General features: G+C 59.5%; 25 protein-coding genes. 7 read left to right on the plus strand and 18 right to left on the minus strand.

Annotated features, from left to right (window positions below; all coding sequences use genetic code 11):
- Positions 1-14: 14 nt before the first annotated feature.
- From WNY37_RS04505 to WNY37_RS04580, 16 genes are read right to left on the minus strand one after another with little or no spacing between them, the layout of a single operon-like run.
- The gene (locus WNY37_RS04505; RefSeq protein ID WP_342972268.1) at positions 15-1,214 is read right to left on the minus strand and encodes a molybdopterin molybdotransferase MoeA; all 1,200 of its coding nucleotides are present in this window, start codon (positions 1,212-1,214) and stop codon (positions 15-17) included.
- Positions 1,211-1,693 carry a cyclic pyranopterin monophosphate synthase MoaC gene (gene moaC, locus WNY37_RS04510; RefSeq protein WP_342972269.1) on the minus strand — a complete coding sequence of 161 codons (483 nt, stop codon included), beginning with the start codon at positions 1,691-1,693 and terminating at the stop codon, positions 1,211-1,213. Before moaC ends, WNY37_RS04505 begins: the two co-directional genes overlap by 4 nt.
- A complete protein-coding gene (moaB, locus tag WNY37_RS04515; protein WP_342972270.1) occupies positions 1,690-2,235 on the minus strand; it encodes a molybdenum cofactor biosynthesis protein B in 546 nt (181 codons plus the stop codon). Before moaB ends, moaC begins: the two co-directional genes overlap by 4 nt.
- A gap of 12 nt (positions 2,236-2,247) precedes the next feature.
- The gene (locus WNY37_RS04520; RefSeq protein WP_342972271.1) at positions 2,248-2,706 is read right to left on the minus strand and encodes a molybdenum cofactor biosynthesis protein MoaE; all 459 of its coding nucleotides are present in this window, start codon (positions 2,704-2,706) and stop codon (positions 2,248-2,250) included.
- Positions 2,703-2,951, minus strand: a complete 249-nt coding sequence (locus tag WNY37_RS04525; protein ID WP_342972272.1) for a MoaD/ThiS family protein — start codon at positions 2,949-2,951, stop codon at positions 2,703-2,705. Before WNY37_RS04525 ends, WNY37_RS04520 begins: the two co-directional genes overlap by 4 nt.
- 2 nt (positions 2,952-2,953) lie before the next feature.
- Positions 2,954-3,985: a GTP 3',8-cyclase MoaA gene (gene moaA / locus WNY37_RS04530; protein ID WP_342972273.1), complete on the minus strand. Its 1,032-nt coding sequence runs from the start codon at positions 3,983-3,985 to the stop codon at positions 2,954-2,956.
- The gene (locus WNY37_RS04535) at positions 3,978-5,483 is read right to left on the minus strand and encodes an NTP transferase domain-containing protein (protein ID WP_342972274.1); all 1,506 of its coding nucleotides are present in this window, start codon (positions 5,481-5,483) and stop codon (positions 3,978-3,980) included. The genes moaA and WNY37_RS04535 overlap by 8 nt, the downstream gene beginning before the upstream one ends.
- Positions 5,484-5,522: 39 nt before the next feature.
- Positions 5,523-5,873: a LysR family transcriptional regulator gene (locus WNY37_RS04540; RefSeq protein WP_342972275.1), complete on the minus strand. Its 351-nt coding sequence runs from the start codon at positions 5,871-5,873 to the stop codon at positions 5,523-5,525.
- Complete coding sequence (soxA, locus tag WNY37_RS04545) at positions 5,873-6,661, minus strand: sulfur oxidation c-type cytochrome SoxA (protein ID WP_342972276.1); 789 nt, start codon at positions 6,659-6,661, stop codon at positions 5,873-5,875. Before soxA ends, WNY37_RS04540 begins: the two co-directional genes overlap by 1 nt.
- On the minus strand, positions 6,658-6,975 hold the full coding sequence (soxZ, locus tag WNY37_RS04550; protein ID WP_342972277.1) for a thiosulfate oxidation carrier complex protein SoxZ: 318 nt from the start codon (positions 6,973-6,975) through the stop codon (positions 6,658-6,660). Before soxZ ends, soxA begins: the two co-directional genes overlap by 4 nt.
- 8 nt (positions 6,976-6,983) lie before the next feature.
- Complete coding sequence (locus WNY37_RS04555; RefSeq protein ID WP_342972278.1) at positions 6,984-7,463, minus strand: SoxY-related AACIE arm protein; 480 nt, start codon at positions 7,461-7,463, stop codon at positions 6,984-6,986.
- 1 nt (position 7,464) lies between these two features.
- On the minus strand, positions 7,465-7,902 hold the full coding sequence (soxX, locus tag WNY37_RS04560) for a sulfur oxidation c-type cytochrome SoxX (RefSeq protein WP_342972279.1): 438 nt from the start codon (positions 7,900-7,902) through the stop codon (positions 7,465-7,467).
- An 8-nt stretch (positions 7,903-7,910) separates the two neighbouring features.
- A complete protein-coding gene (locus WNY37_RS04565) occupies positions 7,911-9,194 on the minus strand; it encodes an NAD(P)/FAD-dependent oxidoreductase (RefSeq protein ID WP_342972280.1) in 1,284 nt (427 codons plus the stop codon).
- Positions 9,191-9,547 (minus strand): hypothetical protein, encoded by a 357-nt coding sequence (locus WNY37_RS04570; RefSeq protein ID WP_342972281.1) that lies wholly within the window; start codon positions 9,545-9,547, stop codon positions 9,191-9,193. Before WNY37_RS04570 ends, WNY37_RS04565 begins: the two co-directional genes overlap by 4 nt.
- A complete protein-coding gene (locus tag WNY37_RS04575) occupies positions 9,544-11,763 on the minus strand; it encodes a molybdopterin cofactor-binding domain-containing protein (protein WP_342972282.1) in 2,220 nt (739 codons plus the stop codon). Before WNY37_RS04575 ends, WNY37_RS04570 begins: the two co-directional genes overlap by 4 nt.
- A gap of 15 nt (positions 11,764-11,778) precedes the next feature.
- Positions 11,779-12,234 carry a (2Fe-2S)-binding protein gene (locus WNY37_RS04580; RefSeq protein ID WP_342972283.1) on the minus strand — a complete coding sequence of 152 codons (456 nt, stop codon included), beginning with the start codon at positions 12,232-12,234 and terminating at the stop codon, positions 11,779-11,781.
- A gap of 209 nt (positions 12,235-12,443) precedes the next feature.
- On the opposite strand from WNY37_RS04580, the gene WNY37_RS04585 reads away from it, so the two are divergent.
- Complete coding sequence (locus WNY37_RS04585) at positions 12,444-13,283, plus strand: TetR/AcrR family transcriptional regulator (RefSeq protein WP_342972284.1); 840 nt, start codon at positions 12,444-12,446, stop codon at positions 13,281-13,283.
- A 9-nt stretch (positions 13,284-13,292) separates the two neighbouring features.
- Here WNY37_RS04585 and WNY37_RS04590 read toward each other — a convergent pair whose 3' ends face one another.
- The gene (locus WNY37_RS04590) at positions 13,293-13,895 is read right to left on the minus strand and encodes a TetR/AcrR family transcriptional regulator (RefSeq protein ID WP_342972285.1); all 603 of its coding nucleotides are present in this window, start codon (positions 13,893-13,895) and stop codon (positions 13,293-13,295) included.
- 259 nt (positions 13,896-14,154) lie between these two features.
- Here WNY37_RS04590 and WNY37_RS04595 point away from each other — a divergent pair, with 259 nt between their 5' ends.
- Genes WNY37_RS04595 through WNY37_RS04620 form a run of 6 tightly spaced genes read left to right on the plus strand, consistent with a single transcriptional unit; the run spans position 14,155 to position 19,857 of the window.
- The gene (locus WNY37_RS04595) at positions 14,155-14,487 is read left to right on the plus strand and encodes a hypothetical protein (protein ID WP_342972286.1); all 333 of its coding nucleotides are present in this window, start codon (positions 14,155-14,157) and stop codon (positions 14,485-14,487) included.
- Positions 14,488-14,489: 2 nt separating this feature from the next.
- Positions 14,490-15,815, plus strand: a complete 1,326-nt coding sequence (locus WNY37_RS04600; protein WP_342972287.1) for a hypothetical protein — start codon at positions 14,490-14,492, stop codon at positions 15,813-15,815.
- A gap of 3 nt (positions 15,816-15,818) precedes the next feature.
- Positions 15,819-17,516 (plus strand): DUF1800 family protein, encoded by a 1,698-nt coding sequence (locus WNY37_RS04605; RefSeq protein ID WP_342972288.1) that lies wholly within the window; start codon positions 15,819-15,821, stop codon positions 17,514-17,516.
- Positions 17,513-18,868, plus strand: a complete 1,356-nt coding sequence (locus WNY37_RS04610) for a DUF1552 domain-containing protein (protein WP_342972289.1) — start codon at positions 17,513-17,515, stop codon at positions 18,866-18,868. Before WNY37_RS04605 ends, WNY37_RS04610 begins: the two co-directional genes overlap by 4 nt.
- Positions 18,869-18,902: 34 nt before the next feature.
- Positions 18,903-19,400: a cytochrome c gene (locus tag WNY37_RS04615; protein WP_342972290.1), complete on the plus strand. Its 498-nt coding sequence runs from the start codon at positions 18,903-18,905 to the stop codon at positions 19,398-19,400.
- On the plus strand, positions 19,387-19,857 hold the full coding sequence (locus WNY37_RS04620; protein ID WP_342972291.1) for a VOC family protein: 471 nt from the start codon (positions 19,387-19,389) through the stop codon (positions 19,855-19,857). Before WNY37_RS04615 ends, WNY37_RS04620 begins: the two co-directional genes overlap by 14 nt.
- Positions 19,858-19,878: 21 nt before the next feature.
- Here WNY37_RS04620 and WNY37_RS04625 read toward each other — a convergent pair whose 3' ends face one another.
- Positions 19,879-20,559 (minus strand): cytochrome b/b6 domain-containing protein, encoded by a 681-nt coding sequence (locus tag WNY37_RS04625; RefSeq protein WP_342972292.1) that lies wholly within the window; start codon positions 20,557-20,559, stop codon positions 19,879-19,881.
- Positions 20,560-20,835 lie beyond the last annotated feature (276 nt).

Here is a 20,835-nt window from a genome sequence, read left to right on the forward strand (position 1 = left end):
AGCATCTGGCTGCTCTAGAGGCCGATGGGCCTCATCAATAGTATATCGACGAGTTCGCCCGCCATTTGTGCGGGCGAATTTGGTTTGCGCATCAACAGCGCGTTTCCGCTGATGAAAGGCGAGATGAGTGAGCTGTCCTGGCTTGATGCCGGGCTGACAGTGACACAAGCAGAAGCATCAATGTTGGCGGCGGCTCTCATGAAGTGTGTGCGCGGACCGTTGGACCTTAGATCACAAGAGAGGCGAGCCGGAGTGAATCTGTGCGGCTCCCCTGTCAGGAGTGGCTTCAGAAAAAGCCAGGCGCAGACGAAAGCTGATGCCGGATTGCCGGGCAATCCAAGGGTAACGGCGTCGTCGCGGCGCGAGAACCAGGTCGGTTTGCCGGGCCTGACGGCAATTTTCTCGAAGACGGATTGAAAGCCCGCACCCGCGAATGCCGGGCGCATCAGATCATGGTCTCCGACAGAAGCGCCGCCAACGGGCAAGAAGATATCGATGTCTTTGGCGCGGTTGATGGCGTCTGAAATGGCATCGAGACGATCAGGGGCGACGCCAAGGTCCACGGCTTCCCCGCCCCAGCTTTCGATGAGCGCCGACAGTCCTATCGGGTTTGAGTTGACGATCTCGCCCGGCTGGAGGTCTGACCCGGGAGGTCGCAGTTCATCTCCATTGGCGAGAATGCCAACGCGGGGGCGACGATATACAGAAAGCGTGGCGAGGTTTCCGGCTGCAATGAGTGAGAGTTCGGCTGCGCCTAGGCGAGTGCCTTCGGTGAGCAGGGTTGCGCCGGCTTCAAAGTCGATACCTGCCGCGCGGATGTATTGGGGGCTTGTATAGCCGTCCTGGCAGATCAGAGCATCGCCATCACGGCGGGCATCTTCCTGGATAATGATGTGATCAGCACCTTCGGGGACTTCGCCGCCTGTGAAGATACGCACCGCCTCGCCTGCGCCCACATGTGCGCTGTAAGGGGTCCCGGCGGGGGCCTCGCCGATGACGGTAAGTGTCGCCCCGGCGGTCGTGACGTCTTCGAGGCGTACGGCATATCCATCCATGGCGGACACGGCGGCGGGCGGTCGGGAGACTTGCGCGATCGCATCCGTCGCTAGGCGAAGACCGTGCGCCTGCGCCAATTCTACATTTTCGATAGCCGGCGCTGGCGCATGCTCGGTGAGCAGTCGTAGCGCGTCGTCAACGCTTGTCAGATCGTTCAAGACTCGCCCTTTCGGTAGTCGCCGGATTTTCCACCGGACTTTTCGACCAGTTCGATCCCGCCGATCACCATCGCTTTGTCCACGGCCTTCAACATGTCGTAAAGCGTGAGGCAGGCGGCAGAGACCGCGGTCAGGGCTTCCATTTCAACGCCGGTCTGGCCACTCGTTTTTGCGCGAGCGGTCACGGACAAGGCCGTTTCTCCATCCACGGGGGCGATATCCACTTTCACGCTTGTCAGCGGCAGAGGGTGGCAAAGCGGAATGAGGTCGGCCGTCTTCTTGGCTGCCATAATGCCGGCTAGTTCGGCGATCGCGATGGGGTCACCTTTTTTCGTGTCCCGGCCCAAGGCCAAACTCAGCGTTTCGGCCGCCATGTCGACGCGGCCCCGGGCAGTCGCCGAGCGCTGAGTGACCGCTTTGTCGCCGACATCGACCATGCGCGCGCGCCCGTCAGGGCCGATATGGGTCAGCCCGCTCAATGGGAGTGCTCCATATGCTCCATGAGCCGCGGCATGATCTCAACGAGATTGCACGGTTTGTGGCGGCTATCGAGTTGCAGGGAAATGACCTTGTCCCAACCGTCCTTTACCGCGCCGGTTGAACCTGGAAGGCAAAAGATGAAGGTGCCATTGGCAAGGCCGGCCACAGCGCGGGACTGCAAGGTGGAAAGGCCGACACTCTGGAAGCTGACCTGGTGGAAAATGACCGAGAAGCCTTCGATAACTTTTTCAAACAGAGGTGTGACTGCTTCGGGCGTCACATCCCGGCCCGTGAGGCCGGTGCCGCCGCTTGAAATAACAACATCGACGTTGGGGTCTGCGATCCATTCCGAGACTTGCGACCGGATGGACGCTTGGTCGTCCCGCAGGATCTTGCGATCAGCCAGGACATGTCCTGCGTCTTCGATGCGCTGAACGAGGGTTGCGCCGGAGGTGTCATTTTCGAGCGTGCGCGTGTCGCTGACGACGAGGACGGCGATGCGTACAGGGATGAATTTCAGGCTTTCATTGATGCCGTGCATGGGTGTGTTCCTTTAGCTGCCCGACCAGCGGGCGCGATCCTTGTAATCCTCGGCGCGGGGCTCAATCCACTTCGTGCCGGACAGGGTTGTTTCCTTCTTCCAGAAGACGGCCTCCGTCTTCAGATAGTCCATCAGGTAGTCGGCTGCCTCAAAGGCGGGGCGGCGGTGAGCAGATGCAGTCGCGACGAACACGATGGCATCGCCGGGCAACATGTCACCGATGCGGTGGATGATGTGGCTGTCGATGAGCGGCCAGCGTTCGTGCGCCTCCTCTCGGGCTGTTGCGATGCCGGTTTCTGTCATCGGTGAGTAGGCCTGCAGGTGCAGCGTTTCGACATCGCCGGACGATGCCTGGTCACGCACGAGTCCGGTAAAGCTCACAATCGCGCCTGCACCCGCGACGCCTGACTCGAAGGCTTTGAGCGCTTCTGCGGCGTTAATGGGCTCGTCCGTCACTTTGATCATCGTCATCCCCCTCCGACCGGAGGCATGAAGGCAATTTCGTCAGCGTCTCCGACAGGGTGCGGATCGGCGACAATTTCGTTGTTGATGGCGAGGCGGACTGAGGGCTCGAGCAAGGCGCCGTCCAGGGTTTTCCGGTCGTCCAGCCACGCGCGCAGGGCGCTCGTATCGCGGACCGATGTCGGCAGGCTGACATGCTCCGACAGCGTGCCCGTCACGTCGCTGAGGCGCCCGAAATAGAGGATTTCTGCCATCCTCAGCCCCCTGTCACCGACATATGGCGTGGCAAGGCCGGAGATGCGGCGCGTTCACGAATTTTGAAATCGTGTTTTTCGGGCTTTTTCAGAAGCGCGCGGTCCAGCGCCGCGTCCAGGGCGGCGCGCGGATCGTCGCTGTCTCTCAAGGCGCTGCGCAGGTCAACGTGGTCGTCCTGTCCGAGGCACATGTAGATGCGTCCGGTGCAGGTCACCCGTACGCGATTGCATCCAGCGCAGAAATTGTTGGTGAGCGGCGTAATGAAACCAAGTTTCCCGCCTGTTTCCTTGATGCGAACATAGCGTGACGGGCCAGCGCTCGTCCCGCTCGCCGCTTCGTCCTCAAGGGTCCAGAACTGGTCCAGCCGGTCGCGGATCTCGAACAGGGGAATGTACTGGTCCACCCGGTCTTCGCCTGTATCGCCGAGTGGCATGACCTCAATCAAGGTCATGTCGAAGCCGCGATCATGAGCCCATTCGACCATGTTTGGAATCTCGGCGGCGTTCTGGTGTTTCAGACCGACCGTGTTGATCTTGATCTTCAGGCCTGCCTTGTCGGCGGCGTCTATGCCTCGCATCACCTTGTCAAAGTCCCCGCGGCGGGTGATCTCGCGGAACATGTCCGGGTCGAGCGTATCGAGTGATATGTTGACGCGGCGCACGCCCGCATCGACCAGACGTTCGGCATCGCGCTCGAGCAGCGTCGCATTGGTTGTCAGGGTCAGTTCATCCAGGCCGTCGCCGAGATAGGTGCCGAGCCGGTCGAACAGATCACCGATATCCTTTCGGACAAGCGGTTCGCCGCCGGTCACGCGGATTTTCCTGACGCCGCGGCGGATGAAAGCAGCCGCCACGGTCTCAAGCTCTTCGAGCGTCAGAAGGTCCTTCTTCGGCAGGAAGGTCATGTGCTCTGCCATGCAATACGCGCAGCGCAGGTCGCATCGGTCGGTCACAGACAGGCGAAGATACGACACGGTCCGGCCAAAAGCATCTGTCAGGGGCGCTGGGGATATCGGGGTCAGGCCATCAGGCATATCTGGCCTCCATCCGGTCATGCAGGTCGGCCAGCGTGTCTATGTCTCTCGCTTCAGTCGGGGTGATTGGCAGCGTTACGGTGTTCTTCAGCGATGCAAAGACGGACCGAGCGCCCTGGTCACCGCCAATGGCACAGAGCGCCGAAAACGTGTCTTCCGAGAACATGGCCGGCGGCATCAACACACCGGACGATTCGCTCATGGCGGCGCTCTTTCCATACGCATGCGTTTCGGCCAGCGCGGTCAGATGATGCGGTGAAACATCTGGCATGTCGGCCAGCAGGATCATGGCAGATTGTACGCCGGGGATGTGCTGCGCTGCCTCGATCCCAGCGCGCAGGGACGTCGCCTGACCGGACCTGGCTTCCTTGTTCTCAATCACTGCCCAGCCGAAACGTCTGAGTTCGGCTGCCCGGTCAAGCTGATCTGGCCCCACAATGGCGAGACGGGCCGCGCATGGAGTGGTTTCCAGAAGACGCGCGGCGTGACGGATGAGCGGCGCTCCCTCCAGATCAGTCATCAGCTTATCGCCCTCTTCGAAGCGGGCGGACTGACCTGCGGACAGAAGGATAATGGCGGTCGAGGCGAACACATTGGCCTTCTGGACGTGATAGGCCTCCACGATCTCGGCGAAGGTCGACACAGCCAGCATCGATGCGTCCCGCATGCCTCCGATGAGACCAACGGGCCCGCGAACACGGCGAACCAGGCTTTCAGGGACTCCGGATGACAGGAGCTCACTGGTCCGGCGCTGCTGAGTCCTCATGCTGCCAACGGCGCCGACGTAGAAAGCGGGTCCCGAAAGCGCCTGCTGCAGCAGCGGCACTTCCCAATCATTGTCGTGGAACATCAGGACAAACGCTGTGAACGGGTCGTCGTGATTGGCTGGAAGGTCTGACGGTGTGTCTAGTGCAATGGCATCGTGGAAGCCGCATGCCTTGGCGTGATCGAGGTCTTCGCCATCGCGAAGCTGAAGGTCGATCTCAACGCCGCTCGCCTTCGCCAGCCGGGCCAGCGCCAAAGCATCGGCACCACGCCCGGCAATGCGCATTCTTAATTTTGGTTGGTAGCGAGCTGTAAATTCGCCAGCGGCATCCAGGGTGAGAGTGGCCGGCTTACGAGCCCGCAAGCGGTCGCGGCAGGCACGCAGCGCCGTGGAATCCGGGTTAGGCTCAATGACAATCTCAATCGCGCCGCCGCAAGGCAGCGGCAGGTCGGTGAAAGGCGAGCCTGATCCATAGCGCAGTGATTTCGGTTCACCTGCCGCGATCGCTGACTGCGCCTGCAGCGCGACATCCGCATCAATGCAGCCGCCGGAAATATATCCGGCAATGTCGCCCGATGCGTTCACCGCCATGAGAGCGCCAAGATCCCTCACGCTGCCACCTTCAATACCCGTGATCATGACCAGGGCTGCGCCTATCGTCTCGGACCAGTCAAGAAACTGGGTGAGGACGTCTTCAGCATGTTCAAGGTATCGAGACTGGGCTGTCACCATGAAAGCCGTTGTAAACGTCGGTTTAGATCGAGGCCAGTGCTAATTGTCGCTCTCAAGCGCCATGAGCTTTTTGAGGGCGGACACGGAGCTGGCCAGAGAGGTTTCGTTTACAGAATGGTAAAGGGCGAGCACGGTCTGGCCCGTTTCAGTAACTTCCGAGCCGCCGCGATCCGTGCCGCCATGGGTCGATTTCACGAGGGGGTCGGCGAAGTCGCCGTTCATTTCATCAATCAGCTTCAGGGCGCGTGGGTAGGACATTCCGAGCGCGCTGGCGGCCTTCGAGATCGACCCGGTGTCGTCGATCGCCTCAAGCAGGGCGGCCTTCCCGGGACCGAAACGGCCGCCGTGGCCAAGGTTGATGCGAATGCTGAGGGAGAGGTCTTGTTTCATTATCGTCTGACGCCTGGAACTTCGATGGGTAGGCCTTCGGCTCGCTTGGCGAGGTAGAGCTCGACGGCGAGGTAGTCGTCCGATCCGTACGCCAGCGGCTCGGCGCGCACGCCTGCATCGCAATCTCGCAGACGCCTTTGAAGAGAGCCAAAGGTCTGCCATTCCAGCCGGTAGCCTGGAAAGGCCGTCCCATGGCCCTGACTGATTGTATCGCCGCGCAGCTGCTTTCCCCAATTATCATTGTGGCATTGGTTGCAGGCCAGATTGTACTGACCCCGCTTGGTGAAGAAGTAGTCCTCGCCGCGCTCATACCAGTCGCTGACGCCGCCGCTGATATCAACCTTTATGGGGTCTCCATGCGATAGGTGAGCGACGTAGGCGGTGAGCGATAAGAGCTGTTCGCTTTCATAGTCCAGAGGCGCCAGACCCTGGTGACGGGTGCGGCACAGATTTATGCGCCCTTCAAGGTTTACGAGCGAGCCTGTCTTTTCGTCCATGGCTGGATAATGCGCGGCGACCCCAATTAGTTCAGAACCCTCTTCGCCGTGACAGGCGCTACAGGCCTTTGATTGCGGCGGTGCATTTGAGAAGAGCGCTTCGCCCTGGTCGACCCAGAGAAAGCCGGGATTGGCAAAATCATCGTCCTGGAGAGCCTGCGTGTCTGCCTGTAGAAACTGGTAGCCGGACACGACCTCATCAGCGTCGAGCGTGCTGCGGGGTTCCTCTGCCGGAGTGTCCTGTGAACAGGCGGCTAAGACCAGCGCAACGGCCAGCCAGGCCAGCCTCATTCGACTGTCAAAGCGTGGGTTTCGGACCAGGTCTCGCCTTTCTGGTCGGTCCAGCGAAACTCCAGCGTCCCCGAGGTCGTCGCGCGCGTGTAGAAGGTCAGGAACGGATTTGCAGCAATGCCCGGGTGGAACGTCGCTTCAAAGATCGTCTCGCCGTCATAGGTACATTTGAATGTCTTGATGATGTCTCGCTCAATGACCTCTCCGCGATTATTGCGGCGGTAGCCCGTTTCCATCGGATGCTGGATCAGGGCTTTGAGTTCGATGACCTCACCCTTCCTGGCCGTATCTGGTGCTGATATGCGGATGGACATGATGGCTCCTACCCGATGATGCAGGCGGCTAGGGTAACGACCGTGCTGGCCTTACCGATCCAGAGTGTGCCGTCGCTCATCTCGGCGACGGCGCGGATGGTCTGCGTGCCGGCCATGCGGATGCGGGTCGCCACTTCAGCTTTGCCGGCGCGCGGCCCCAGCTGAAACTCTGCAACTTCCGCGATTGGGTTGCGCGGAGAGAGTATGGCGATGCGTTTGACGTAATCGGTCTCGGTCATCGGGCTATCGACCGTGACCTTTATGGCAACCGAATTACCGTTTTCGGCGATGGGTGGCAGATCAACTGTCACACGGCCTTCTTGCAGTTCGCCGTCGCCAAACAGGTCTTTGATCGCCTTGTCGGCATCTGCCGCTTCAGCGACAGACGATAGCGGAAAGGCCGCACATACAAGGCCTGCCGAGCCGAGCGCAAGCATGCGCCTTCGGCTGAGTGAAAAATTGAACTTATCGGTCTGTGCAGTGTCCATTTCAGGCCTTCAGGCTGGATAGATAAGCGACGAGATCTTCGATCTGTTGCGCGCTGAGGGCGGGCTTTCCCTTATATTCGCTGCCAACGCGGTTCAGCCCGTCTACCCTGTAATATGAGGGCATAACCGTTTCTGGCCAAATATTCTGTGCGCCTGCGATGCGCATCCGGATCTGTTCAGCCGTCAGACGGTCACCAAGATTGGTGAGTGCCGGGCCGACATCGCCCTGGAAATCAACGTCGAGGCCGTCGATCGCATGACAGAGGACGCAATGGCCGAGCGCCCGGCTGGAGAATATCTCACGGCCACGATCCGGGTCGCCAGATTTACCCTCCAGAGGGGCTGTAATGGCATCACCGCTGACCTGTACATCGCTTGCGAACTGATAAGAATTTGCCGGTTGGCAGGCAGATGATGCGAGCATGATCAAAACCGACAAGGCGACCCTCACCCGAATGCCTCTTGCGTGATGGTCTGGAACCAGGCGTCTGCTTGTGCCGCTTCAGCCGTGCGGACGCTATCGTCGGCGATTTCAGGGGAGAGCCCGCCCGCCCCTTCAATGCTGGTCAGCTTACCGTCTGCGTTGGAGTAGACGCCCGTGATCGATATCGCCTGATCGGGAGCGATGTAGGAGTAGCAGGTATTGGCAAGGACGGTGGGCTCGACATCGAGTCCGGCGACCTGACGGGCGATCTGCATGGCGCAGAATTTGGCCTGAAGATTGGCCGAAAACGCCGACTTCGGCATCGGCGCAGCGATTGTGGCATCGCCGATGACGTGGATGTCCGGCTGCAGGGTGGATGAGAAGTCCAGAGGGTTGATTGGGCACCAGCCCGTCTCGTCGCTCACGCCCGCTCGGTCGGCGATATCGCCTGCTTTCTGTGGCGGAATGATATTGGCGACGTCGGCGGTGATGTCCTCAAAGTCGGTCGAGACGGTCATCGTGGAAGGATCGACAGAGACGACGCGGCCAAAGTCTGCCGCGCCGCGCCATTCCAGATGATCTGGATAGAGCTTCGCCCAGGCATCCATAAACAGTGGCTTCTTTGAGAAGGTGTCCTTGGCATCGAGAATCAGAAGCTTGGAATCTGGCTTTTGTGTCTTGAGGTAGTGCGCGATCAAGCTGGCGCGCTCATACGGCCCCGGCGGACAGCGGAACGGCGCCAGAGGGGCAGACATGACGACCAGGCCGCCATCATCCATGGCTTCAAGCTGCTGGCGAAGGAGGGTGGTCTGCGCGCCGGCTTTCCAGGCATGGGGCATCTTTTCTGCGGCGCGTTCATCATAGCCTTCAAGCGCGCCCCATCGGATGTCGACGCCAGGCGACATGATGAGTTTGTCATAGCCCACCGTGCCGCCACCCTCAGCGAGGGTCACTGTGTGCGCGTCTGTGTCGATATCGCTCGCTGTCTGGTGGACGACGTCAACGCCGATGGCGCGCAGTGCGTCATATGTGAAGGTCTGCTGGTTTATCGATCTCTGGCCACCAATAACGAGGTTGCTGAACGGGCATGCCACGAAGGTTTCATTTGGCTCGATGAGCGTGACCGTCGCATCTGGAAGGAAGTGCTTCAGGAACTTGGCCGCTGTCGCGCCACCGAACCCACCGCCGACGATGACCAGTCGAGCCCGGGTCTGCGCGATGGCTTGCGGAGACAGGGCAGGCAAGGCGGCCGTGCCCGCGAGACCTGCGAGAAGATGGCGGCGGGAGAGGTCAAAGAGAGTGCTCATTTGGATGTCTCCGCGCCGAGATAATCGCTGACGGCCTGGATCTGATCGTCGGAGTACCCCCGGATCAGGCGGTGCATTACGGTCGTGCCGTCAACCTCCAGCTTGTATCGATCAAGCGCCGTTTTGATGGCGTCACTCGTATAATCATCAATGTCTGCGATGCCCTCGCCCGCATCTGAGTGGCAGCCCGTGCAGCTAAGCGCGAGGGCTGCGGCGGAGCTCAGATCAGAATTGAGATCAGACCCTGAGGCGCCACCACTGTCTGCGCCAGGCGCAGCCGACTGAGAGCAGGCGGCAAGGGCCAGACCTGCAACCAGACCGGTGATCACGCGGGCCCTTGCCCGTTCTGTCATGCGTCCCTCAGCGACTGGTCCTTGAGCGGTAGTTGGCGAATGCGCTTGCCAGTTGCCGCATAAATTGCGTTCAGCACGGCGGGCGCTGCAACGGCGATTGTCGGTTCACCGACGCCGCCCCAGAAGCCGCCAGATGGCATGACGATCGTTTCGACTTCCGGCATCGCTGCAATACGCATCGATGGGTAGGTGTTGAAGTTCTTCTGTTGAACCTCGCCGTCCTCGAAGGTGATCTCTTCATAGAGCGCGGCCGAAAGGCCATAGACGAACGAGCCGGAGACCTGCGCATCAATCTGTTGCGGGTTGACGGCGTGTCCGGGATCCGTCGCGGCGACGATGCGGTGGATTTTCAGGTCGCCATCATCGCTGACGGTCACTTCTGCGCAGGCGGCCGTGTAGCTGCCGAACGAGTAGAACGCGCAGAGCCCGCGAGACAAGCCATCATCATTGCCCCATCCAGATTTGTCGGCGACGGCCTGAAGGACCGCAGCGAGTTCGGGGCTGTCCTGGGTATGTGCCAGGCGAAACTCCAATGGGTCGCGGCCGGCTGCATGCGCCAGCTCATCCATGAAGCACTCGAGATAGATTGCGTTCTGGTTCGCGTTCACACCGCGCCAGAAGCCGGGTCTGACGGGTGGATTTCGCATGGCATGATCGACCAGGAGATTCGGGAAGGTGTACTTCAGTGTCTGGTCTTCTGCCCCCACTGACTGGCCCATCGGCAGTAGTCCCTGGAAGACGTAGGCATCCATGCCGTTGCGGAGCGCCTGCGGCATGAGACCGGATAGAATCGACTGGCCAGACAGGCGGATTTTCAGACCTGTCAGATTGCCATCGGCATCAAGCGCGCCCTGGCACTTGGCTTTCGTGATGGGGTGATAGAAGCCATGCTCCATGTCTTCTTCACGCGTCCAGAGCAGTTTGATCGGCGTGCCCGGCATCTGTTTGGCGATCTTCACGACCTGAGTGACGTAGTCGCTCATCCCGCGTCGACCGAAGCCGCCGCCTAAGAGCAATTTGTACACATCGCACTGGCCAATCGGCAGCTCGGCTGCTTCGGCGGCTGCGGCGAGCGCTGCCTCGCCGTTCTGCGTCGGGCACCAGACTTCGCATTTCTCTTCGGTCCAGACGGCGGTCGCGTTCATTGGCTCCATGCAAGCATGGTTCTGAAGCGGGGCGTTGTATCGCGCTTCGATGACCTGCGCTGCGTTTTCAAAAGCGGGCTCTACATCGCCAACCTGGTTGCCGACGAAGGCTTCGTCAGCGTCGAGGGCAGCATCGAGCTCAGTGTCGAAGGCACTGCTGGAGAAGTCAGAGCCTTCTCCGGACGCCCACTCAATAGGCAGCGCATCAAGAGCGGTTTTCGCCTGCCACCAATAATCGGCCACGACGGCGACGCCCGGGAACTGACCGTCGATTTCGACCACTTTTTTCACGCCGGGCATGTCAGCGATCGCGCTCTCATCAAAAGAGGCGAGCGTTGCGCCGCGCTTCGGTGGCTGCTTGATGGCTGCGTTGAGCATGCCGTCCATCTGGATGTCCGACCCGTACTTTTGCGCACCCGTGGTTTTGTCGATGGTATCGAGACGCTGTTTGGGCTGGCCGGCAATGGTCCATTCGGATGGGTCTTTAAGGGTGATCTCGGTTGGCGGTGTGAGCTTGCCCGCATCTTCTGCGACGGCGCCGTAGGTGAGGGTATCGCCTGAAGGGCCGTGCGTGATGACGCCTTTGGTGACGGAGCATTCATCCACCGGAACATCCCAGCGTGTCGCGGCTGCCTGAATGAGCATCATCCGGGCGGCGGCCCCGCCTTCGCGAACATAGTCATGGCTGCCGCGGATACCGCGAGAGCCGCCGGTCGAGAAGTCTTTCCAGACCCGGTCACGAGCGAGGTTTTCGCCTGGGGTCGGATATTCTGTCGTGACTTTTTCCCAGTCGCATTCAAGCTCTTCAGCAACGAGCTGAGCAAGGCCTGTCAACGTGCCCTGACCCATTTCAGAGCGGGCGATGCGGATGGTCACCGTGTCATCAGGCTTGATATGGACCCAGGCGTTGACCTCAGGCAGTGGATCGGCATCGGCCATTGGCGGCGCATCAGCGTCAGTATCGGACGGGTCGCTGCCCGGCGCGCAGGAGGCCAGAATACCGATGGTCAGTCCGGCGGCACCGGTGCCGATGATGAAGTTGCGGCGAGAGAGTTTGATCGTGTCAGCCATGTCTTTCTCCTCCGCCTAAGCTTTTTTGGTCTTGGCGAGATGGATGCCCTTGCGCACCCGCGCAAAGGTCCCACACCGACAGATATTGGTGATTTGTTGGTCGATATCTTCGTCGGTGGCTTCCGGGTTGCTGTTCAGCAAACCCGCTACGGCCATGATCATGCCCGGCTGGCAGAAGCCGCACTGCGGGATATCCATCTCGACCCAGGCCTGCTGAACCGGATGGTTCCCCTCTTTTGAAAGGCCTTCAATCGTGGTGATTTCTTCTTCACCAGAAAGCGCGCCGACCGGGTAGGTGCAGGATCGGACGGGCTGTCCATCGACGTGGATGGTGCAGGCGCCACACTGAGAGATGCCACAGCCATACTTGGTTCCTGTGAGGCCGAGATGTTCTCGCAAAACCCAGAGCAGCGGGGTGGACGCGTCTGCATCCACGCTGACCGTTTCGCCGTTTACTTTAATATCTGCCATGAATTCAGCCTCCTCACGCCGGGGATGGCGAGTTTCCGATTTGCCTTTTCAGACGCGACGAAAACCCTGCCTCTTCGGTCAAACACTAGTGCGCTCGTCACTGAAGGACCAGAGGGTTGGCAAAATTCTCTTAGAAGGCGAACATCATGCAATTGCGGTGCGGGGTTCCCGACGCTTGTTTTCAAAGCATTTAGATATAAACAGGGACCATGGCTGCGCCGACCAAGCTTAAACGTCTTGAACTGCTCGACCTCGTCTGGTCGAAGCCTGTCTCTGTGCTTGCTGAGGAATTCGGGGTCTCTCCGAACGGCCTGGCAAAGATCTGCGACCGGTTGGACATCGAACGCCCGCCCAAAGGCTATTGGCAAGGGCGCCACCGCGGTGAAGGCGTGGAGAAACCTGCCTCCATTTCTGACCCTGATGGTATTGTCACGATCGGCGGAGGCGGCGGGCGAGATCGCCGCCAGAGATCCAGAATGTCGGCTCAGGAGCGCAGGCGTTTGATGCTGGATTGCGCGCGTAAGATGACTCTCGATGAGGGTTTGCATCACGTTACGCTGAAAGCGGTCGCCAAGAAGCTGGCCATGAGTGAGGCGCAAGCGCACAACATTTTCCCGACGCGCGAAGATCTGCTTGTGGAGCTTGCCTTCGAGGAGGTGCAGGCCTTCGAGACCTCTCGCCTGAATGCTGTCGAGCGTGGTGGCAGCCGGCTCGCGAAAGTCGTGCTGTCTTCGATGAATTATCTGCGCGAAGTGTCGCGGCGTGGGCCGTTGCTGCCGCAGCTGCTGCGCGACTTCAATGTGCGTGTCCGCGTGGACGAGCTGCGCAAGAACATGCGCGCTCACGCCTCAAAGCGGCACGTGGAGGCCGTGGTGAGCGACAAGCAGATCGATCAGGAAGACGCCTTTGCAGCGGTGTCGATCGTTACCGCTATCGTTGTGCGGGCAGGGGGGCTGGTTTCCAGCGGCGTGCTGCCGATAGAAGAGGCAGAACGTCTGTGTATACCGATCACAATCCAGTCTGCGATGGAAGGGTACGGGTCGTCCTGAAGGCTATCGCTATTCCGATTTGAAGGTGCGGGTGGAGACGCGGATGGCGCGTTTCAGTCCCCTGCGGCCCCCGTCCGGGCTGATTTGCCGGTTGCGCACCAAGCGCGCTGCCTGTTCAGGGATAACGCCCAACAAAAGCACAGCGGAAATGGCCTCGCGCGTCGAGAATCCGTATTGGCGCCGCGCCTTTGAGGCCAGTCGAACCAGACCGAATCGCAATTTCGCGCTAAACTCCCATGGTAGGTGATCGACCAGAAAGTCGTCCTGGGGCGCATTGGCGAGCAGGAGTCCGTGCTTGATGAAATGCTCAAAATGAAGCCCCGCCAGCTTTTCGGCCGTGTCGTGGAAAGAAATATCGCCGCGCAATATTTCGAGCGATGCGGGCCAGACCATCGAAACGTGCGACGCGATCAGCGCCGACACCAGTGCATATTGATCAGGGTAATGAGAGTAGATGAGTGCCCGGCTGACATTGGCCCGTTCTGCAATAGATGAAAGCGGAAGCGGGAGGACGGGGTTGTCCTTGTAGACCTCATTGGCCGCCAAAAGAATTCGCGTGTCGCTCGGCGATGTTCGTTTTTCGGCTGCATCGCTTGCGTTTTGGGTGAGCATTGTCAAATCCAAACTGGCCGTCACTAGGTGGTGTGTGGGCTTATATTAAGCGCCGTCGGCGAGATTTTCCATGAGTTTCAATCAGCTATCAACTGGTGCGAAAGAAACGCCCGTTGGCAATCTACCGACTGTTGACGCCCTGTAAATTGCCTGAATTGTTCCTCTCGCAAGAATGATCGCATATTAACTGGTGCGTTTGTCATTGACCAGACGCGGCTGGATGTCTAGGGTGAAGGGTAGGGAGATAACGGGCAAGATCATGCGAAGTGACGAAATCAAGCCGGTCAATCGGCGCCGAGTGATTATCGGGCTGGCTGCGGCCGGCGCGTCCGCAGGGCTGGTCGCCGCTTGCGGACAGTCTGGTGCAGGAGCGCTGAGCTGCGCGGGCGCGAACGATCTGACCCCTTCGCAAAGGGCTGCACGCGACGGACGGCAATATGTCGAAGCGTCCAAAGTGTCCGGTAAAACCTGCGCCAACTGCACCTTCTTCAAGTCTGGCGGAGATGGGTGCGGCGTCTGTGGAATCGACAATCTGCTGGCCAATCCAGGCGGCTATTGCACGTCGTGGGTCGCCATGACGGATGAAGGGTAGGAATGATGAAGCTGTATTTCGGGAGCGTCGCCGCTTGCGTGATGATGTTGGCCGCTTGCAATCAGCAAGAGGCGGATCTTTCCGCGTCTGCCGGCGAGCCGGTCGAGGCTGTGCTGACCAAATCCACCGCAGAAGCGAAAGGCACGATCGGTCTCGCCTTCAGTTATTTCTGGTACAATAATTACGAGACCCCGCAGGACTGTCCGGAAGGCTTGTCCTACGCTTTGCGGGATGTCGCCATCATGGACCTGCCCAAGGCCAAGCAGGACTTCCTGCTGAAGGCGGAAAACCGGTCCACCTATTACAAGATGGGTTATGCGCTGTCGGCGAAACGCCACAGGGAGCAGGGGACATCGATCTGCAATGTTCCCGAAGCGTATGACGATCCTCCGCTTCGTACGGTTCAGAGCGGCATTGCTTATGGCCGAGACCTTGATGGTGTCGCATCGGTTGGCGACGACGCCGAAAGTTGTGGCACCTCAGACTTTACATCTCCGGACGGGGTGCAGGGTGTCGATAACGAGCTCTGGCGTATCATGGGCTGTATCGATTCCTATCGCCGCACGGCGGAATTCGCAGGCGGTGCTTTCGAAGACTACCATGTCGGCGCGTATCGCGATGGCGAAGTGACGACCGTTATGGAAATCACCGACGTCGATGACCTTCAGAATGACGACTATGTCGAGGTGGGCGTCTACTCCAGTCACGAGCCAACGCCCTACGATTCTGAAAAACACGGGATCGGCTATGCCAGTCTCACGGTGACGTCAAACAAGCTCTGGCACAACACGACCACCGGCAAGATTGTCGATGGGGAGCTGATCACAGAGCCGTTCGACCTGCGCCTCAAGTTCGGATTCACGGGCCGGGCGGCAGAGTATTACATCAAGCAGTCCCGCATTCACCTTCAGCTGAATGAGGATGGTAGCGCCTCTGGCGACCTGGCCGGGTATTACGACATCAATCATGCCTACTGGCACAATTTCCACGACAAGTCCGGGGCTTTCCAGGTGGCAAATGGCTATACCTGCGCCTCAGCCTGGCGCGCGCTCGAGAGCCATGCGGACGGGATCAGGGATCCCGAAACCGGAAAGTGCACCGGTATATCTACAGCGATGAAAATCGAGGCTGTGCCTGCCTTCCTGATCCATCCGCCGGAAGAAGACCTGGAATTCTACGTGATGGACACGACCGACTATTACGGCGTCGACGCCGAAGTCATTGAAATTGAAGGCGCTGAATTACGCCCGCTCGAAGGCAAGGGTCTTGGCTCTGACGTTGCCGAAGACGGTGTTGAAGACGACGAACAAGAAACGGAAGACCTTTAAGGTATGTCACCTATTCGTATCGCAGCCATTGCCGCTGGCGTCCTTGCTATTGGCGCGGGCGCTTACTTTGCCGCGCCTCTTGTCCTATCGGGCGGCACTTCTATGGGCGCAGACGGTTTTGACGCGCCGCCACCGCAGATGCGCCGGATGACCGGACAGCAATACCACAACACGATCGTTGATGTGTTCTCGCCTGAGATCGCTGTCGTCGGTCGGTTCGAGCCCGATGTGCGCATTGATGGCCTGGCCGCTGTCGGTTCAAGTGTCGCGTCAATCAGCTCGTCGGGGTACGAGCAATATTACGCCCTTGCGGGCCGGGTGGCTGAGCAGGTCGTTTCTGAAGACCATTGGTCTGGTCTGATGACATGCGACACGGCCTCGGCCGATGTGTTCGACGAGGCTTGCGCGACGCAGATCGTCGAGGTGTACGGTGAAAAGCTCTTCCGCCGCGAACTGAGTGATCGTGACGTCGAGGACTGGACCGCTGTTACGAAAGCCGCATTCGACAAGCTCGACAATTTCCACGACGCCGTCGGTCTGGCGATCGAAGGCATGCTATCGTCTCCAGAGTTCCTGTTCATCATCGACTCGGTGAAAGAGGACAAGTCTGGAAATCTTGAACTGACAGGTCATGCCAAAGCCGCACGGCTCAGCTATTTTCTCTGGAATTCTGCGCCGGACGAAGAATTGCTTCGCGCAGCCACTGAGGGCGAACTGGACACCCGCAAGGGCCTGAAGGCGCAGGTTGATCGAATGATCGCTTCTGACCGCGCGCATGAAGGCGTGAATTCCTTCTTTGAAGACTTTATGCATCTGGATGGCTTCGACACGCTTGAAAAAGACAAGCTGATCTACCGCGCCTACAACCGGGCCGTTGCCGACGATGCCCGCGAGCAGGTATTGAGGTTTATCGACTATCATCTGCTGGAGCGTGAAGCACCTTACACTGACCTTTTTACGGCCAAGGAAACATTCGTCACGCGCCCACTTGGCATGATTTACCAACTGCCGGTTCGTTCAGTCGATGGCTGGGAAAAGGTGACGTTTGAGGACGATGACCCGCGCGGCGGACTTCTGTCTCATATCGGGTTCACCGCGTTGCATTCTCACCCCGGTCGCAGCTCCGCGACGCTGCGAGGCATTGCGGTCCGCGAACAGCTGCTTTGTCAGTCGGTGGCGCCGGCGCCTGCCGCGGTGAACTTCACGGTCGTTCAAGAGACTGACAATCCGGAGTTCAAGACCGCCAAGGCCCGCCTGACCCAGCATCGCACCGATGACGCCTGCAAAAGCTGTCATGAGTTCATCGACCCGATCGGTCTTGCGATGGAGAATTTTGACGGCGCCGGCCGACTTCGCATGACCGAGAATGGCGAGGTGATCGATGTCAGCGGCGCTATCGACGGAACGGAATTTGAAAATGTCGACGGTCTGGGCGAGGTGCTCAGCGAGCATCCCGCGACCACGGCATGCCTCGTCGAAAAGATGCAGAAATATGCGACCGGTCGTGCGGCTCGCCCGCAGGACACCGCGTGGGTTAACCGGCTCAGCTCACGCTTCGAAAAGGCTGGATACGAAATCAAGCCACTGCTGCGCGAAATCGCGCTCAGTCCCGAATTTTACGCTGTCGCCGAACCGCGCGTCGAAACTGACGTCGATCAGGAGCGCGCCAGCACAATGTCTCAAACGGAGAAAAGATCATGACAATTGGTCGCCGCAATCCGCTTTCGCGCCGAGCGCTCTTGAGGGGCGCGTTCCGGGGCAGTGCTCTAGCTGTGGGTCTGCCCTGGCTGGAAGCAATGGTGCCGTCCGCGCTCGCGGTCGGTGCATCGAGCGCCTACAAGCCGCCGCTTCGCTTCGGAACCTGGTTCTGGGGGCTGGGCGTTACGCCGGGTGTCTGGACGCCGGAAAAGCTGGAAGACGGCACGCTGAAGATGATGTCAGAATCCATGCCGCTTGATGAGGTCAAGCAGCATATCAATTTCCTGACAGGCTTCGACGCCATTCTGGATGGCAAGCCAAATCATGTTCACGTGAGCGGAACGTTCTCCTTGCGGTCGGGGATTGCGCCGCAGGATTTCGGGAAGATGGAGGGGCCGACTTTCGAAACGCTGATTGCCGACAAGCTGGGAGGACGCACGCGTTTCAAGACGCTCGACATGACCGCGACGGGCAATACGTCAGATGCTTATAGTTACCGCTCGGCGCAGGTTCGCAATACGCCGGAAACCTCGCCACTGGCTGTTTACGAGCGCGTGTTTGCGGGTGGCCTGACGACAAAGACGGATGGCGAGTTTGTGGCCGACCCGAAGACGCTGAGCCGGATTTCGGTTCTGTCTGCTGTCGAAGAGCAGCGCAAGGATCTGGAGTCCAAGCTTGGCAAGGAAGACCGCCACAGGCTCGACCAGTACTTCACCTCTGTTCGCGAGGTTGAGCAGCAGTTGGAGCTGGAAACTGAAGAGCCGGTGATCCCGGCAGCGTGTCAGATGCCAGACAATCCGGGTGAGACGGAATCCAACTATAACCTTTCGAATGTCCACAAGAACCACGACCTGATGGCGCGGTTGATGGCGCTGTCACTCGCTTGTGATCAGACGCGCAATTTCAATATGGTCTTCTCGAACTCCGCCTCCAGCCTGCACCGGCCTGGAGAGGCGTCGAGCCATCACCTCTATACGCATGAAGAGTTCACAGACCCCGATGAGGGCATCCAGGTCGAAACCAGCAAGTTCGTCGTTGAGAACATGCAGGCTTTTGCGACCTTTGTGAAAACACTGGACTCCATCCCGGAAGCGGATGGAACCTTGCTCGATAACTGTCTGGTGTTCGCTCACTCAGACACGTCATGGGCCAAGATCCACGCCGTGCAGGGCATCCCCATGATGACGGCCGGTAAAGCGGGTGGCCGTGTGAAGACGGGCGAACTCATTGCGGCAAACGGGGACCCGATCACACGGGCCGGTCTGACCATGCAACAGGTCACGGGCGTCGCTGTCGAGACCTGGGGTGACGGATCAATGGCCACGTCGAGCCCTATTTCCCAAATTCTGACCTAGTCAGCTCAAACAACTCTTATCAGGTAAGGCAGATATGAAATTTGTTGGATACACCGCGCTCATCGCTGGCGTGCTTGGAATGGTTTCGGCGTGTGGCGGAGAGGGCGGCGATACCGCCTCCAGCGACGCAGCCGCGACGGCGGATCCGGCGCTGGTGCGCCAGGTCGAGCAGCGTCAGGCGGGTTTTCAGGATATGGGCGCGGCCTTCAAGGCCATTAATGACGAAGTGCGGGCCGGGCGGCCCAATAGCACGACGGTCGACTTCTCGATTGATTCTGTCGTCCGTTATGGGCGCGATATGCATTCCTGGTTCCCTGAGGGGACGGGGCCGGATCTCGGAATCGAGATGGAAGCGAAAGCCAACATCTGGGAAGAGCCTGAAGAGTTTCAGGCCCATATCGAACAATTCGAAGATGCGCTGAACGATCTGGAAGCCGCCAAGGGCGGCGAGGCCAGTGTCGTGCAGGCGGCTTTCGGCAAGACGGGAGGGGCCTGCAAGGCGTGCCATGAGAAATTTCGTGAAGAAGACTAGTGCGTCATTAGTCGCTTGCGTCCTGCCTTTCGTGATGGGGGCGCCCGCTTTCGCGGACCATCACGAGGAGGCTGGCCCAAAGGTCGAAAAAGTGGCGGCGACGGTGCTCGGCGTGTCTGACCTGAATGCTTCGGTCGAGCTCTATAAAAGCGCCCTTGGAATGACAGTGGTGCGGACCACATCCACCGACACCTATGAGGAAGCGATCCTTGCCACGGCTGATGCAGACGGCACGAAGATCGTTCTTTACCAAAGCCTTGTTGAGAGCGATGGGCCACTGAAGACCGGCCGTGTTGTCTTCTATACTAGCGACGCGGTATCTCTGGTTGAGGCGTTCAGGGATGCCGGCCTGGAGGTTGAGCGCGAGGCGACGCCGGTCGCTGAGGGGTCACCGGTTCGTATCGGGATTGTCCATGATGCTGATGGCCATACGCTGGAGTTCATCCAGCGCGGATAGTGGGCCCGCTTGCCCGGCGCGTCAAAGCTGGAGCAGGTAAGCGCCGACCGCGCCTGCGATGGCGACTGCGACCAGCCATGAAACCACTGAGGGTGAGGTATTGGGCTCACCGTCTACACGCGCCTTGCCGGTGACCATCGGGCTTATCAGATTGGTCTTCTTTGCCAGCAGGTAGAAGGCAATCGCAGCCAGATGGAGTGCGATAAGCGCCAGCAAAATATTGAAACTCGCTTCATGGAAATCGGCAGCGTCTCGGCCGAAGCCGAAGCTGACAAAGCGAGAAAGCGGTCCCGAGTTCAGGCCATCCGTATCGACAGCGAAGAGTCCGGATATCGTTTGGGCGACAAGCGCTAGCATAAGCGCGATAACGCTGAGCGCGCCCAGAGGGTTGTGGCCCACGCCTGGGCGATAGCCGGGCCGCAGGAGATAGATGGCATAACCCGCAATAGCTGCCGGCGCGCGGATCAGAGCCGTGAACCGGGCCGTCCTGCTGCCAATAACGCCCCAGACAAGACGGAAAGCGAGAAGGCCAACAAGCACGATACCAAGCGTTCGGTGCAGGCCGAACATGTGCTCTTCGGCGGTATACCACATGGCCGGAATGAGCGCGGCGATCAGCCAGTGCCAAAGCCGGATTGCCAGGTCCCACACCGCAATTCTTGCTGGTTTGCCAGCTGGGTCAGCTTGAGAATTGGTGCTCACTGATCGGCCTCGTTCGCAATTGGTGCGATAGAATCGCGCGCTTAAGCAGTCTAGATTCAGAAGAAGTGCCTTGCAAAGTGTCTGCGGAAGTGTGCTGCGCTCGCTCCGTGATCGGTTGAGAACGGGCGCCGGATTGATACTTGCGATCTATTCTTTCTGCTGAGGTACCAGTGTAGGGCTGGCCGTGGATGTTTGCGAAACTCAGTCCCGCTGAAGCGGTCGCCCGGGCGATAAGCGGGCTGCGGGTTCAGCGATTGGATGATGTTGACGTCATGG

The organism is Henriciella sp. AS95 (assembly GCF_038900055.1).
GTDB lineage: Bacteria > Pseudomonadota > Alphaproteobacteria > Caulobacterales > Hyphomonadaceae > Henriciella.